Source organism: Oceanobacillus caeni (genome assembly GCF_042678465.1).
In the GTDB taxonomy this organism is placed as follows: Bacteria; Bacillota; Bacilli; order Bacillales; family Amphibacillaceae; genus Oceanobacillus; species Oceanobacillus caeni.
In genome coordinates this window covers 15,996-29,872 of record NZ_JBHTKV010000017.1, presented here as the reverse complement: position 1 = coordinate 29,872, position 13,877 = coordinate 15,996, and the positions used below count along the sequence as shown (strand labels likewise).

At 36.5% G+C, this 13,877-nt stretch carries 17 protein-coding genes; 12 read left to right on the top strand and 5 right to left on the bottom strand.

The window, feature by feature from the left end:
- Window positions 1-10: 10 nt before the first annotated feature.
- The 5 genes from ACFQ18_RS12405 (at window position 11) to ACFQ18_RS12385 (ending at window position 6,109) form a co-directional block, all read left to right on the top strand.
- A complete protein-coding gene (locus ACFQ18_RS12405; RefSeq protein WP_047184244.1) occupies window positions 11-1,207 on the top strand; it encodes a NupC/NupG family nucleoside CNT transporter in 1,197 nt (398 codons plus the stop codon).
- A gap of 61 nt (window positions 1,208-1,268) precedes the next feature.
- Window positions 1,269-2,573 carry a pyrimidine-nucleoside phosphorylase gene (locus tag ACFQ18_RS12400; RefSeq protein WP_204798422.1) on the top strand — a complete coding sequence of 435 codons (1,305 nt, stop codon included), beginning with the start codon at window positions 1,269-1,271 and terminating at the stop codon, window positions 2,571-2,573.
- A 134-nt stretch (window positions 2,574-2,707) separates the two neighbouring features.
- Window positions 2,708-3,892 carry a phosphopentomutase gene (gene deoB, locus ACFQ18_RS12395; RefSeq protein WP_047184246.1) on the top strand — a complete coding sequence of 395 codons (1,185 nt, stop codon included), beginning with the start codon at window positions 2,708-2,710 and terminating at the stop codon, window positions 3,890-3,892.
- Between the two features lie 6 nt (window positions 3,893-3,898).
- Window positions 3,899-4,714 carry a purine-nucleoside phosphorylase gene (locus ACFQ18_RS12390; protein ID WP_047184247.1) on the top strand — a complete coding sequence of 272 codons (816 nt, stop codon included), beginning with the start codon at window positions 3,899-3,901 and terminating at the stop codon, window positions 4,712-4,714.
- A 96-nt stretch (window positions 4,715-4,810) separates the two neighbouring features.
- Window positions 4,811-6,109 (top strand): NCS2 family permease, encoded by a 1,299-nt coding sequence (locus ACFQ18_RS12385; RefSeq protein ID WP_047184248.1) that lies wholly within the window; start codon window positions 4,811-4,813, stop codon window positions 6,107-6,109.
- A 172-nt stretch (window positions 6,110-6,281) separates the two neighbouring features.
- On the opposite strand, the gene ACFQ18_RS12380 is transcribed toward ACFQ18_RS12385, so the two are convergent.
- A complete protein-coding gene (locus ACFQ18_RS12380) occupies window positions 6,282-7,397 on the bottom strand; it encodes an NAD(P)/FAD-dependent oxidoreductase (protein ID WP_047184249.1) in 1,116 nt (371 codons plus the stop codon).
- Between the two features lie 297 nt (window positions 7,398-7,694).
- On the opposite strand from ACFQ18_RS12380, the gene ACFQ18_RS12375 reads away from it, so the two are divergent.
- A complete protein-coding gene (locus tag ACFQ18_RS12375; protein WP_204798421.1) occupies window positions 7,695-8,624 on the top strand; it encodes a manganese-dependent inorganic pyrophosphatase in 930 nt (309 codons plus the stop codon).
- A gap of 390 nt (window positions 8,625-9,014) precedes the next feature.
- Window positions 9,015-9,164 (top strand): small acid-soluble spore protein P, encoded by a 150-nt coding sequence (locus ACFQ18_RS12370; RefSeq protein WP_047184251.1) that lies wholly within the window; start codon window positions 9,015-9,017, stop codon window positions 9,162-9,164.
- A 41-nt stretch (window positions 9,165-9,205) separates the two neighbouring features.
- On the opposite strand, the gene yidC is transcribed toward ACFQ18_RS12370, so the two are convergent.
- Window positions 9,206-10,015 carry a membrane protein insertase YidC gene (yidC, locus tag ACFQ18_RS12365; RefSeq protein WP_047184252.1) on the bottom strand — a complete coding sequence of 270 codons (810 nt, stop codon included), beginning with the start codon at window positions 10,013-10,015 and terminating at the stop codon, window positions 9,206-9,208.
- Entirely contained in the window at window positions 9,964-10,329 is a 366-nt protein-coding gene (locus tag ACFQ18_RS12360; protein ID WP_047184253.1) for a hypothetical protein, read from the bottom strand. The genes yidC and ACFQ18_RS12360 overlap by 52 nt, the downstream gene beginning before the upstream one ends.
- Window positions 10,330-10,537: 208 nt before the next feature.
- Between ACFQ18_RS12360 and ACFQ18_RS12355 the strand changes: the two genes are divergently transcribed.
- Entirely contained in the window at window positions 10,538-10,960 is a 423-nt protein-coding gene (locus ACFQ18_RS12355) for a CotD family spore coat protein (protein WP_204798420.1), read from the top strand.
- Window positions 10,961-11,044: 84 nt separating this feature from the next.
- On the top strand, window positions 11,045-11,596 hold the full coding sequence (locus ACFQ18_RS12350) for an SLOG family protein (RefSeq protein ID WP_047184255.1): 552 nt from the start codon (window positions 11,045-11,047) through the stop codon (window positions 11,594-11,596).
- Between the two features lie 128 nt (window positions 11,597-11,724).
- On the opposite strand, the gene ACFQ18_RS12345 is transcribed toward ACFQ18_RS12350, so the two are convergent.
- Window positions 11,725-11,952, bottom strand: coding sequence for a hypothetical protein (locus ACFQ18_RS12345; protein WP_047184256.1), 228 nt, complete (start codon window positions 11,950-11,952; stop codon window positions 11,725-11,727).
- Window positions 11,953-12,151: 199 nt separating this feature from the next.
- Here ACFQ18_RS12345 and ACFQ18_RS12340 point away from each other — a divergent pair, with 199 nt between their 5' ends.
- Together ACFQ18_RS12340 and ACFQ18_RS12335 are read left to right on the top strand one after the other, a co-directional pair.
- Window positions 12,152-12,655, top strand: coding sequence for a GNAT family N-acetyltransferase (locus tag ACFQ18_RS12340; protein WP_186301048.1), 504 nt, complete (start codon window positions 12,152-12,154; stop codon window positions 12,653-12,655).
- Between the two features lie 17 nt (window positions 12,656-12,672).
- Window positions 12,673-13,137 (top strand): YrvL family regulatory protein, encoded by a 465-nt coding sequence (locus ACFQ18_RS12335; protein ID WP_204798419.1) that lies wholly within the window; start codon window positions 12,673-12,675, stop codon window positions 13,135-13,137.
- A gap of 153 nt (window positions 13,138-13,290) precedes the next feature.
- Here the strand turns inward: ACFQ18_RS12335 and ACFQ18_RS12330 are convergent, their stop codons facing one another.
- Complete coding sequence (locus ACFQ18_RS12330; RefSeq protein ID WP_204798418.1) at window positions 13,291-13,458, bottom strand: hypothetical protein; 168 nt, start codon at window positions 13,456-13,458, stop codon at window positions 13,291-13,293.
- A 138-nt stretch (window positions 13,459-13,596) separates the two neighbouring features.
- Between ACFQ18_RS12330 and ACFQ18_RS12325 the strand changes: the two genes are divergently transcribed.
- Window positions 13,597-13,872: a hypothetical protein gene (locus ACFQ18_RS12325; protein ID WP_204798417.1), complete on the top strand. Its 276-nt coding sequence runs from the start codon at window positions 13,597-13,599 to the stop codon at window positions 13,870-13,872.
- Window positions 13,873-13,877: the final 5 nt, after the last annotated feature.

Genomic DNA, 13,877 nt, shown 5'->3' with positions numbered 1-13,877 from the left:
AGAGTGTTATATGAATATCCTGTGGGGTATCATGGGAGTGGTTGTTGTTTTAGGAATAGCCTTTCTTTTTTCCAATAAAAAGAAAGCGATTAAACCGAGAACCATAATTGGTGGTTTAGTTATTCAAGTTGCATTTGCATTTATTGTATTAAAATGGGAAGCGGGAAAGGAAGGCCTTCAATGGTTTACGTTAAGGGTTCAAGATGTTATTAATTTTGCTAATGAAGGAATTAGCTTTTTATTTGGATCATTAGCGGATAGTGATCAGTTTGGCTCTATATTTGCTTTTCACGTATTACCAATTATTATTTTCTTTTCAGCATTAATTTCTGTTTTATATTATCTTGGTATTATGCAATGGTTTATTAAAATTATTGGTGGTGCACTATCTAAATTACTAGGAACAAGTAAGACCGAATCCATGTCGGCTGCAGCTAATATTTTTGTTGGGCAAACAGAGGCGCCACTTGTAATAAGACCATTTTTAGAGAAAATGACAAAATCTGAGTTATTTGCTGTCATGACTGGTGGACTGGCATCTGTTGCTGGTTCAGTATTGGTAGGATATTCTTTATTAGGAGTACCACTAGAGTATTTACTTGCTGCAAGTTTCATGGCGGCACCAGCAGGATTGATTATGGCGAAAGTGATGATGCCGGAAACAGAAGAAGCGAAGATTTCGGATGATATTCAATTGGAAAAAGATACAGAAACAGTCAATGTCATTGATGCAGCTGCAAAAGGTGCGTCGGACGGTCTGAAATTGGCATTGAATGTAGGTGCTATGTTATTAGCATTCATTGCACTTATTGCCCTAATTAATGGGATTTTAGGGATCTTCGGTGGAATTACGCTAGAACAAATTTTAGGATTTTTATTTGCTCCAATTGCTTTTGCTGTAGGTGTACCATGGTCAGAAGCAATACAAGCTGGCGGTTTTATTGGGCAAAAATTGGTAGTTAATGAATTTGTAGCATATGCCTCCTTTGCGCCGGAAATTGGAGTATTATCAGATAAAACGACACTTGTTGTAAGTTTCGCTTTATGTGGATTTGCAAACTTGAGCTCCATGGCAATCCTATTAGGGGGATTAGGTGGTATAGCACCAAGTCGTAGAAATGATATTGCTAAAATGGGATTGAAAGCAGTATTGGCCGGAGCATTGGCCTCCCTACTAAGTGCAGCAATAGCAGGTATGTTCTTTTAAATAAATATAAATCCGAAAAAATTTGAGAAACATCGATAGCCTGAAGGAAAGGGTGACTATGATGAGAATGATAGATATTATTGAGAAAAAACGTGATGGACATTCGTTAACGAAGGAAGAGATCGATTTTGCGGTTCAGGGTTATACAAAAGGGGATATACCGGATTATCAAATGTCCGCATTAGCAATGGCTATCTTTTATCAAGATATGACTCCAGAAGAACGAGTCCATTTAACGATGGCAATGGTAGAGTCAGGAGATCAAATTGATTTATCTGATATTGACGGTATTAAAGTGGATAAACATAGTACGGGAGGGGTAGGTGATACAACAACACTTATCCTTGCACCACTTGTAGCTTCTATCGGTGTCCCTGTAGCCAAAATGTCTGGCCGCGGATTAGGACATACGGGCGGTACCATCGATAAACTGGAATCCATTAAAGGATTTCAAGTAGAAATGGATAGTAAAACATTTAATGAATTAGTTAACAAGAATAAGATTGCTGTTGTAGGTCAAAGTGGAAATTTAACTCCTGCAGATAAAAAACTATATGGACTTCGTGATGTAACAGCGACAGTAGATTCCATCCCACTCATTGCAAGTTCGATTATGAGTAAGAAAATAGCCTCAGGTGCCGATGCAATCGTACTTGATGTAAAAACAGGTTCAGGGGCTTTTATGAAAGATCTTGACAGTGCAAAGGAATTGGCAAAAGCTATGGTTGAGATTGGTAATGGGGCTGGTCGCAAAACCATTGCCGTTATTTCCGATATGAATCAACCATTAGGATTTGCCATCGGAAATGCCTTAGAAGTGAAAGAAGCCATTGATACGTTAAAAGGTAAAGGTCCGAAAGATTTGGAAGAGTTATGCTTAACATTAGGAAGCCGAATGGTTTGTCTAGGAGGAAAAGCAGAAACAGTAGAAGAAGCACGAGAAAAATTAGTGGATGCCATGGAATCTGGTAAAGCCATTGAAACATTTAAAACCTTTGTTGCAGCACAAGGTGGAGATCCATCGATTATCGATCAACCTGAAAAATTGCCAACCGCAGCCCACACATTTGAAGTGGAAGCTAAACAGGATGGATATATTTCAGAAATTATCGCGAACGAAATAGGAATCGCAGCAAGCCTTCTGGGCGCAGGTCGTGTGACAAAAGAATCTCAAATCGACTTGGCAGTAGGTCTTGTTTTAAATAAAAAAGTCGGGGATCAGGTTCGAAAAGGTGATTCACTAGTAACCATTTACAGTAATCGGGAAGATGTAGCGGAAGTAATTGGGAAAATATATGAATCCTATTCGATTTCGAGCGAACCGGTGGATAGCAATCCATTAGTATACGATGTTATTTCTGAATAATTATCCACATGCAGCAGATTTTTTAATTTTCTAAACCAGCTTAAAGGGGTCCAAAATTTTTGGACCCCTTCTATTGACCTTTAGAGGTTGGACGTCTTACAATAAAGCTAGATTATAAAGGAGGAACTAGAGGTATGAGTAAAACATCACCTTTTAAACGAGTATTCCTAATTGTCATGGATTCAGTCGGTATTGGAGAGTCCCCTGACGCAGAGAAGTACAATGATAAAGGAGCGGATACTTTAGGTCATATTGCAGAACATATGAATGGGTTAAACATGCAAAATATGGGTGCCCTTGGATTAAGTAATATTCGTGAATTAAAAGGCATAAAACCAGCAGATAAACCTCTTGCACATTATACAAAAATGCAGGAAGCCTCAGCAGGAAAAGATACGATGACAGGACACTGGGAAATTATGGGGCTTCAAATTGATACCCCTTTTAGAACTTTTCCCGATGGATTCCCGGATGCAATTATTAATAAGCTTGAGGAAGAGACCGGTCGAAAGGTTATTGGAAATAAACCAGCATCAGGAACGGCAATCTTAGACGAGTTAGGTGAAGAACATATGAAAACTGGAAGCCTAATCGTCTATACTTCAGCTGATTCAGTTTTACAAATTGCCGCTCATGAAGAGGTTGTTCCATTAGAAGAACTTTACGATATTTGTCAATATGCTCGTGAATTATTAAATGATCCCGAATATATGGTCGGACGTGTTATTGCTCGCCCATTTGTCGGAGAGTCAGGTCATTTTGAACGTACACCAAACCGACACGACTATGCATTAAAACCGTTTGGTCGTACAGTTATGAATGAGTTAAAAGATGCGGATTATGATGTCATCGCAATTGGAAAAATTTCTGATATTTATGATGGCGAAGGGGTAACCAAGTCACTAAGAACAGTATCAAACATGGATGGTATGGATAAATTACTAGAAACAATGGACATGAATTTTACTGGATTAAGTTTTTTGAATTTAGTAGATTTTGATGCGAAATATGGCCATCGTCGTGATCCACAGGGTTATGGAAAAGCATTAGAAGAATATGATGCAAGATTACCCGAAGTATTGAGAAACCTAAAAGAAGACGACTTATTGATCATTACTGCAGACCATGGGAACGATCCTATCCATCACGGGACAGACCACACGAGAGAATACGTTCCATTACTTATACATCATAAAGGAGTTACGGAAGGAAAATCATTACCAATAAGAAATACGTTTGCGGATATTGGTGAGACCATTGCGGAAAATTTCCAAGTTAAAAGTCCACAACATGGAAAAAGCTTTTTGAACGAAATTTGAAGGAGGATGGGTATGAGTAAAATCGAACGTGCAAAAACTTTTATAGAAGAAAAAATTTCCTCAAAACCCAAAGTTGGCCTTATTTTAGGCTCAGGTTTAGGGGTATTGGCAGATGAAATAAACAATCCGGTAAAAATTAAATATGAAATGATTCCTGGATTTCCAGTATCGACAGTGGAAGGTCATGCTGGACAATTGGTGGTCGGAGAATTAAAAGGTGTTACGGTATTAGCTATGCAAGGACGTTTTCATTACTATGAAGGATATCCTCTAGATGAGGTAACTTTCCCTGTTCGTGTAATGAAAGCCTTGGGTATTGAAATGCTTGTCGTAACGAATGCTGCTGGTGGTGTAAACCAAAGCTTTACTCCTGGGGATTTAATGTTAATTAATGACCATATTAATAATGTAGGAGCAAATCCATTAATCGGTCCAAATGACAGTAAATTAGGTGTACGTTTTCCTGATATGTCAACTGCTTATACACCTTCTTTACAGGAACTTGTACGTGAAGTTGCTAAGGATTTGAACATTACACTAAAAGAAGGAGTCTACGTTTGGAATAGTGGACCGAGCTATGAAACACCGGCAGAAGTACGTATGCTAGAAAAAGTCGGCGGAGACGCAGTTGGGATGTCAACAGTACCAGAAGTTATTGTTGCTCGTCACGCTGGAATGAACGTTATTGGTATTTCTTGTATTACGAACATGGCTGCAGGTATTTTAGACCAACCACTTAGCCATGAAGAGGTTATTGAAACTACAGAAAAAGCGAAGGAAGATTTTTTAAACTTAGTAAAAGGTGTAGTGGAACGTCTATAAATCGAATGGATTAAAAGGTAAATCATTTTTGGTCTTTTTAACAAATTGTAATAAAAGACTGGGTGGGTGAGGGAGATTAATAAAGAAGGAAGTAAAATGAAAGAAAAGATAAAAAACCTCACAAATCTTTCTGAAAAAGGAACCACGATGAAACAAGAGATTCTTGCTGGTTTCGTTTCATTCTTTACAATTGTATATATTATTGCTGTCAATTCAACTATTTTAGCAGATGCAGGTATACCAATGCAGGCTGCGGTTTGGGCAACTATCCTTACTTGTGTAGCGGGGTGTTTAATTATGGGGATATGGGGGAATTTGCCCCTTATCCTTGTCCCGGGTATGGGTGTCAATGCAATGTTCTCTTATACCTTTGTCCATTCCATGGGCCTAACATGGCAAGAAGCGCTGGCAGTAGTATTTATTGCTGGATTATTATTTGTTATCATTGCCTTTACCCCACTGTCCGATATACTCACCACCGCAATTCCTAGTTCGTTGAAGGATTCTATTAGTGTTGGTTTAGGATTATTTTTAGCCTTGCTTGGATTAGAAAAAAGTCAATTGGTTGTTAGAGGTGAACATTCTTTAATTAGTTTAGGCGACATAAGTAGTCCCACAGTGCTTGCGTTTATCCTAACGCTGATTCTTGCTGTTATTTTATTTTTACGAAATATTCCAGCCAACTTCTTAATCACTATTTTTGTTGGAACAATAATTGCTTGGATGTTCGGGCTTGTGGATATGAGTTCATTAAAGAACGGCTTTGGAAGTTCTTCTGGTGATTATGGATCTGTATTTGGTGCGATGTCATTTGGAAATATAGCATCCACCACGTTTTGGATTGCTGTGTTTTCCTTAACAATGGTACTTGTCTTTGAAAATATTGGATTGATTAGTGGACAGTTAGGACAGCTAAATCAACATGAAAAATATGGTAAAGCCTTTCGGGTTACCTCAATTTCTGCTGTTCTAAGCGGTATATTTGGTTCTAGTCCTACTGTTTCAACAGTGGAAACTGCAGCCGGAATTACTGCAGGAGGAAGGACGGGAATTACGTCTATTGTAACAGGCCTGTTATTTTTATTGTCGATTTTCTTTATTCCGTTTGTAACCATTATACCGAGTAGTGCAATTGCACCAATTCTAATTATTATTGGTGGTTTAATGCTACAAAATGTGAAAAGTATTAATTTCGATGATTTATCAGAAGTAATCCCAGCTTTTTTTATTATCATTATGATTCCTTTTACGTATAGTATTGCGGATGGAATCGCATTTGGATTTATTGCCTATCCAATTGCAAAATTAGTAGTTGGAAAAGCATCCCAAGTTTCCATCCCGCTATATATTATCTCAGGTTTATTTTTATTGAATTTCATATTGCACGGTGTCTAAAAGGATTAAGCCTTGTTGCTTGATCCTTTTTTTAATAAAGAATTTGGAAGAAAGTGTTTTTCTGGGTTAGAAAGCTTGACATATTCTTGCTGCATAAATGAATTACAGGCATTCGCTAAGGTGTTAAGCGAATGCCAAATTTTAAATGTAACTTTCATCATGTATGAATAGCTTAGTTAATTAAAGCACCGCTCACGGGGTAATCAGTAATAGCTATTTCAATTTCATTACCCAATGCTAAATTTGCTAATTGTTTTCCTACAAAAGGACCGGTAGTTAATCCCGATGAGCCTAGCCCATTAGCTAACAATAATCCTTCAAAACCAGGTAAATTGCCAATTACAGGTAAAAATCCTGGCGTGAATGGGCGAAAACCAACTCTTGATTCTAGAATAGTACTATTACTCAAGGTAGGGGCGATTTCTAAAACATTAGATAAAATGTCGTATAAACCACCGGCTGTTTTTTCAGAATTAAATCCCGATTTGTTCTCATGAGTACTACCTAAGACGATATGGTCATCAAAGGATAATATATATTTATTCGTTGGTGGCATAACTACGGGCCAATTCGAAGTATCCATATTCGGCATTTTCACGTGAAGGATTTGCCCTTTTTGAGGAACTACATCAAATTGGACACCCAAAGGTTCTAATAGTTCATTCATCCATGCTCCTGAAGTAGCGATAACTTTATCAGCTTCAAACATATCATTTCCAACGGAAGCCCCCACTACTTTTTCTCCATTTGCTATTAATTTGGCATCTCCAAAAATCACTGTGGCACCATACCTTTTTGCTCCACGGATGAGTGAATCTCTCATAGCTCTACCATCTACTCTAGCTCCGCCAGCAATATGAACGGATTGAAATCCCTCAGCGAGCAATGGGAATAATTCTTTTGTTTTAGTTTCATCAAGTATAGTGATTTCACCGATTTCCGGGGCTGTTTCCCGACGTTTTAATGCTCGTTCCTTCATGCCAAAAAGCTTTTTCTCATCGGTATGGATACTAATAGCACCAACTTGGGAATAACCTGTCTCAGTTTCTCCATCCTTTTCCAATTCCTTTACTAGTTTGGGGTAAAGTTTTGCACCACCCTTTGCAAGGTTATACCATGCTTTGTTTCTTCGTTGAGAAACCCAAGGACAAATCATTCCAGCAGCAGCATCTGTGGCTTGTCCAATGTCCTTTCTATCGATTACCGTTACTTTTGCACCGTTTTTTGCTAAGTAATACGCAGTACTAGCGCCTAATATTCCAGCACCAATGACAATATATTGATTCATTTATAACATCTCGTTTCTTTTTGTTCTTTCTTTATCCCGCCACAAGCTTCTGGGGAAACAAAGGAGGTATGTGAGCTCAACCGCCCGTAAAGGTCCGACTAACCATCAGTGGGAAATGAAGGAAATCCCCATTGACGGTAGTCTTCTTTATAACTATAAAAAGAAAAAAATGAAAAGTAAAATGGTACGGATGTAACTTCCTAATATTGAAGTACAAATCGCCTTATGATAAAATTTGTAAGGAATCATGAAAATATTTTAATTGTGACAAGCATATACATAAAAGGAGAAATAACTATGGCAAAAACACTTATTTTTGGACATAAAAATCCAGATACCGATACGATATGTTCTGCACTTTCCTATGCCGATTTAAAAGGAAAGATTGGCGAAGATGTTGAAGCTGTGCGGCTTGGACAAGTTAATAAAGAAACACAATTTGCATTAGATTACTTTAAAGTGGATGCACCCGCATTAATTGAAAGTGTGGACGACGGACAAGAAGTTATCTTAGTCGACCACAATGAATTCCAACAAAGTGCGGATAACATCGAAAATGCAAAAATCAAGGAAGTCATTGATCATCACCGTGTTTCCAATTTTGAAACAAAAGAGCCTTTGATTTTCCGAGGTGAACCAGTTGGCTGTACGGCAACGATTTTAAATAAAATGTACAAAGAAAATAATATAGAGGTTTCCAAAGAAGTTGCTGGACTTTTATTATCCGCTATTATTTCAGATTCTTTGCTATTAAAATCACCAACATGCACACAGCAAGATGTAGATGCTGCTCATGAACTTGCAGAAATTGCCGGAGTTAATTTAGAACAGTATGGTCTTGAAATGCTTCAAGCAGGCGCTGATTTAAGTGATAAATCTGCCTTAGAACTTGTAACAATGGATGCAAAAGAATTCACAATGGGTAATGCGAAAGTTGAAGTTGCTCAAGTAAATGCTGTTAATACAGCAAAAGTTTATGAAAATCAAGCAGAAATAGAAACAGAAATTAATAAAATTATTAATGATAAAGGGCTGGATTTATTCCTGTTCGTTGTAACCGATATTCTAGAAAATGATTCTGAAGTACTTGCTCTTGGAGAAGGAAAAGGTAAAGTCGAATCTGGATATGGTGTAACGTTAGATAACAATAATCGCGCGCTTCTTAAAGGCGTTGTATCTCGTAAGAAACAAATCGTTAACGTACTTACTGAAGAATATACGAAATAAGTAAAACAGGCAAAAACCTAATAGATGGTTTTTGCCTGTTTTTTAATTTTTATAAGTAGCATGCTGATATCCTGGAAAGCGTGCTGATATCTTGGAACAAATGCTGATATCTAGGAAAGCATGCTGATATCCTGGAAAGCGTGCTGATATCTTGGAATAAATGCTGATATCTAGGAAAGCATGCTGATATCTAGGAAAGCGTGCTGATATCCTGGAAAGAATGAATACTGATATCCCAGAAAGTGCGCTGATAACCCGTGATGAGTGCCGATATCACAATAGTTTATTAAAGATTTCCAAGTTACCTCTTGAAATGATTAGCTATTTGTTTACCCTGCATAATTACTTAAATATCCTCAAACAATAAAATAAGTGAAAGGAGGAGTATAAATGGTAAATCCAAAAGGACCAAAACAACAAGAACGCCCTCGTCTACCACAAAGTCCACAACAGGGATATGGTGAGCCACTAAGCGGTTCGAAAAAGGCTAAAAACGCAAATCATTCAAGACAAAAACATAATCCTAATCACGATATGTAACAAAAAACTTCCATCCTTAGAACGATGGAAGTTTTCTTAAATTATTTGCTTTCTGTAGAATTAGAAGCAGATGCATAAATTTTTCTTGAAATAATGGTTTGAACAATCATAAATAGTCCACCGACAGTCCAGTAGAGAGGTAATGCAGCTGGTGCTGATAACGAAATAACCCCAATCATAATCGGAGACATAAGTCCCATTATAGCCATTTGTTGTTTAAGCTTTGGATCCATACCAATTTGAGAAACTTTAAATTGAATAAAATAAATGACCACAGCTAAAATAGTCATTACCATATCACTTTGTCCTAAATCAAACCAGAGAAAAGAATGAGTGGCAATTTCCGGAGTTCGGCGAATAGCATAATAAAAAGCAATTAGTATAGGAAATTGAATCATGATTGGTAAACAACCACCCAAAGAAGCTAAAGGATTCATATTATGCTTCTGATAAAGCTCCATCATTTCTTGTTGCATTTTAGTTTTTGATTCCACATCTTTTTTATCTTTGTATTTTTCTTGTAATGCATTAAGCTCAGGTTTGATTTTCTCCATTTTTTCTTTCATCTGTACACTGTTTTTCGTTTGTTTCAAAATAAATGGCATTAATAATAAGCGAATAACCAATGTGATGATTATAATAGATAATCCATAGTTGTCATTAAAGAATCCTGCTATTCCTTTAATAAGTAATGAAAAGGGATAAACAAAGTTATGATCGAAAAAACCAGTAGAATTAGCGTTAATCGGTTCAAATGTTGCACTTTGACATCCTGAAAGTAACAAAAGGGAGAGAGCCCCTAAAAGAATGCTATATTTTTTAAAGAAAGTGAATACAGATTTTGATTCCATTTTTTTCCTCCTTGTCTTTTTATCATTATGTTGACAGAAAGGGAAGGAGCTTCGGAATCATCTACCGATTCGGTTTTCTTCGTAATTGTACATATCCAAGTTCTTAATTCTATAATCCGCGGTGTTATTTTTAGTTTTGGCAATAAACGAAATTGAACATTGTGACACTTGCGAATGTAGATTTGGTTTTCAAAGCTGCGATATTGTAATCCAAATTGAAGAAATCCTAGATGAAAGTTGGAAATAACTAAACTTAAATAAAGATAAAATGGTGATAAGTCATTTAAAAGTTCATTTAATAATTCGAGTAACATCTGTATTCACCTCCTTTTTCGTTCTGCATTTAATACGTTTCTATCGTATGACAGGTTTCATTTTTTTTCAATGGAAATAGTAGTAAATTTAAAAAGAGGCAAATGCCTAGATTTATTAAACTTTATTAAAAAATGGGTACTCGTTTATACACAACCAATACAGATGACATAGGTTATTAGTGTATTGAAACTAGAAAGGGGAATGTATATGAGACGTCATCATGGACCACATTGTGGATGTCCAATATGTGTTTATCCGACTAAAGTTAATAACGTGCATACTTGTTCAGAAAGTTGTGTAAAACATATTCATCCATCTCACACAAATGTAATCAACCATCATACAGTTAAGAATATTCACGAGTTTCCACACTCCACTTCTTTTCACAATGTAACAAATAGTGTTGACATTGAAGGACCATCTTATGAAGTTCCAGGCCCAGGACCAGGAGTAATGGGAGCATCTACTGGCCCAGGATTTGGTCCAGGACCGGGAGTAATGGGAGCTCCTACCGGCCCAGGATTTGGCCCGGGACCAGGAGTAATGGGAGCATTTGACCCAGGCTATGGACATGGAAAGTACCATGGACATGGAAAGCACCACCCCCATCATTGCGGATGTAAAAGATAAATGATTTTTAAGAAAGGCTAGCTATTAGTTGCTAGCTTTTCTTTTTAATCTTATAATGGCGGTATTTATGGGGAGGACTTACATATGAAAAGTTTAGTCGTATCAGGATATAAATCCACGGAGCTTGGTATTTTCAAAGAAAATGATCCACGAGTAGCTTTTATTAAGGCTGCAATCGAGAAGCGTTTAACTAGCTTTATCGAACAAGGATTAGAATGGGTTATTATTACCGGACAATTGGGTGTGGAAATGTGGACTGCCGAAGTTGTACTAGATCTTAAAGAAAATCATGATATAAATATTGCTTTGATTCCACCATTTGAAAATCAAGAAAAACGCTGGCCAGATCCTCTTAAGGAGAAATATCAAGAATTAACTTTTATAGTCGACTTTTTCCAACCATTATATAAAGGAGATTATAAAGGACCATATCAATTCCAAGCAAAAAATAAATGGTTAGTAGAAAAAAGTGATGGGTGCATCATTCTAATGGACGAAGACAATCCGGGCAGCAATAAATACCTATATGATATAGCAAAGGAAAAAGAGGGATATCAAGTCGATTTGATAACTCCTATGGATTTAGAAGATATTGTGGAAGAGATTAGAATGAAAGATCCGGATTATTGGGGGTAACGGTTGATTCAAGCAAAATGAGGAATAAGGTAACCCCTTACTCCTGCCATAAATATTCCATTATTTCCTCTTGAAAATAAGGGTCCGATAAGTGCGACTAACCAGCAGCGGGAGACGAAGGAAAACCTTCACTGATGGAATTCTTCTTTATCTTGATTATCATTCTTATTGGACTGTTCATCATCGGAAGATTCTTCATTATTATCCTCCTCAACCAACGTTAGTTCTGAAGGTTTCCTGTCATCATTCCCAATTTCTTCGTTTTTTGTTGGTGCAAAAAGAATATAAATGATTAGGAAAGTGAGTGCGAAGAAGGTAGTTAATCCCCAAAGGGTGAAAGCAAAATACTTCTTCATCTGACGTTTTACACCTCCTTGTTTCGCATCTAATGCAGTATATTAAGAGGGAATACGAGGTGTGCGGATGAAAACAAAATGATTTAAGAGAAACTTGGCATTCTCCAACCTAAAGAGAATACCAAGTTCCTAAAAACAGAATAAAAGTGTTATAATGTTTAAAACTGTTATATTTCACTAATTAAAAGGGTGATTAATGGTGGATTATACTATTCGGTTAATGAAAAAAAAGGATATTCCACAAGTGCAGCGCGTTGCAAAGGTGAGTTGGAATAGTACATATGAAGGAATTATCCCACATGAGATTCAAAATAATTTTTTGAAGAGAGCTTACAGTTATAAAATATTAAAACGTAGATTGAAATATTCGATGATGTTAGTGGCTGAAGTTCATGGTAAAATTGTAGGATTTGCTAATTATTCCTACGTGTCCTCAGAAGGTTCGACTCAACTTGGGGCCCTTTACATTTATCCAGAATTCCAGGGCTATGGCATAGGTTCTGCTTTTTTAAAAGAGGGTGTAAAAATATTAGATGACATAAAGGAAATCCAACTAAATGTGGAAAAAAATAATTTGGTTGGTATGAGATTTTATCAAGCAAAAGGTTTTGAAAAAATAAGTGAAACTGAAGAGGACTTTAACGGTCATACGATACATACGATAAATATGAAATTGAAAATAAAGGAAAATATGAATGTGTAAAATGTTAGGATGTTTAGATGAAGAAAAATGGTTTCTTTCGTGGATTTAAAATTTTTGGTGGAAACTTAATTGCTATAGCGCTATTAGGTTTAGTTATAATTGGTTCCTTATTATTGGGTATTGGTACATATTTTTTGGGGTTTGCAGGCTTTTTTTATATATTTAATGTGGAATATGATTCATTATATTATTTACTTTTATTTCTTATCTTCTTTTTCATTTTAAGTTATTTTACTAAGTTAATTGCTAAGTTATCTCTTATTATTTTCGGCCCTTATTTAAAAACGAAGAAAAGATTTATTGGAATGAAATTCATTTTAATTACGATTGCCTTGTGGCTAGCTATCTTTATAATAGATGAAATGATGGTTGAAATCACAGTTCCTATTTGGACAGAAATTCTGGGAGCATTACTACTGTCCATTGCGGATACCGCATTCAAAGGAAAAATGAAAAAAATCGTTATTATCAAGAAAAAGTAATTTTTATTCCTCCTAAACGAAAAGTAAGTACCCCACCTCAAGCTTCTAGGGAACAAAGAAGGTAGGTGGGAGATCAACTGCCCGTAAAGGTCTGATAAGTGCGATAACCATAAGTGGGGGATGAAGGAAAACCCACACTTATGGAAGTTTTCTTTATGGCATTTCATCTGCTTTTGGTCGGTTTTTAAAGGCCTCGTGTGTGACAATATCTTCTTGCTGTTCAAATTGTCGGCTATGTTCTTTTTTTTCCACCATATTATGATCAGGGAAGCTATTTGGATTACCCTTCTTTTTATGGTTAAAAGCTTTTCCACGTCCCATCATAGCACTCTCCTTTCCAATCATTCCTAGTTAGTTTACGCATAAATGTGCTTTACCATTCAAAATACATACATCAGCTCGAATAAAAATAGGGAAATGAAGACATATTACTGATAAAAAGGAATGGAGGTACATAAGATGGCATACGAAAATTTACATGAGGAATTACAACGCGCAAGTGCGCTAGTAAACGCTGCACAAGAAGCAGTAATCCAAGCTCAAGGACAAGACATGGAAGTGTTGGAACAAGCGGAACAACAGTTAAAGAGTGCTGAACAAACGTTAAGAAATTTACAAAGACAAGCTGGAACAGAAGCTACACAGAATTCACAATTCCAACAAGCATTTGAAGAATTACACGATGTACGTCAACAAGTGCAAGAGGCACAACAAAACATAAATGATATTTTATAATAAAT

Bases quoted from the DNA above. Each gene is read 5' to 3' on its own strand.
- ACFQ18_RS12400 (WP_204798422.1), top strand. From the start codon at position 1,269: ATGAGAATGATAGATATTATTGAGAAAAAACGTGATGGACATTCGTTA.
- ACFQ18_RS12370 (WP_047184251.1), top strand. From the start codon at position 9,015: ATGGTAAATCCAAAAGGACCAAAACAACAAGAACGCCCTCGTCTACCA.
- ACFQ18_RS12345 (WP_047184256.1), bottom strand. From the start codon at position 11,952: ATGAAGAAGTATTTTGCTTTCACCCTTTGGGGATTAACTACCTTCTTC.
- ACFQ18_RS12330 (WP_204798418.1), bottom strand. From the start codon at position 13,458: ATGGGACGTGGAAAAGCTTTTAACCATAAAAAGAAGGGTAATCCAAAT.
- ACFQ18_RS12355 (WP_204798420.1), top strand. From the start codon at position 10,538: ATGAGACGTCATCATGGACCACATTGTGGATGTCCAATATGTGTTTAT.
- ACFQ18_RS12335 (WP_204798419.1), top strand. From the start codon at position 12,673: ATGAAGAAAAATGGTTTCTTTCGTGGATTTAAAATTTTTGGTGGAAAC.
- deoB (WP_047184246.1), top strand. From the start codon at position 2,708: ATGAGTAAAACATCACCTTTTAAACGAGTATTCCTAATTGTCATGGAT.
- ACFQ18_RS12380 (WP_047184249.1), bottom strand. From the start codon at position 7,397: ATGAATCAATATATTGTCATTGGTGCTGGAATATTAGGCGCTAGTACT.
- ACFQ18_RS12325 (WP_204798417.1), top strand. From the start codon at position 13,597: ATGGCATACGAAAATTTACATGAGGAATTACAACGCGCAAGTGCGCTA.
- ACFQ18_RS12385 (WP_047184248.1), top strand. From the start codon at position 4,811: ATGAAAGAAAAGATAAAAAACCTCACAAATCTTTCTGAAAAAGGAACC.
- ACFQ18_RS12375 (WP_204798421.1), top strand. From the start codon at position 7,695: ATGGCAAAAACACTTATTTTTGGACATAAAAATCCAGATACCGATACG.
- yidC (WP_047184252.1), bottom strand. From the start codon at position 10,015: ATGGAATCAAAATCTGTATTCACTTTCTTTAAAAAATATAGCATTCTT.
- ACFQ18_RS12350 (WP_047184255.1), top strand. From the start codon at position 11,045: ATGAAAAGTTTAGTCGTATCAGGATATAAATCCACGGAGCTTGGTATT.
- ACFQ18_RS12405 (WP_047184244.1), top strand. From the start codon at position 11: ATGAATATCCTGTGGGGTATCATGGGAGTGGTTGTTGTTTTAGGAATA.
- ACFQ18_RS12360 (WP_047184253.1), bottom strand. From the start codon at position 10,329: ATGTTACTCGAATTATTAAATGAACTTTTAAATGACTTATCACCATTT.
- ACFQ18_RS12390 (WP_047184247.1), top strand. From the start codon at position 3,899: ATGGGTATGAGTAAAATCGAACGTGCAAAAACTTTTATAGAAGAAAAA.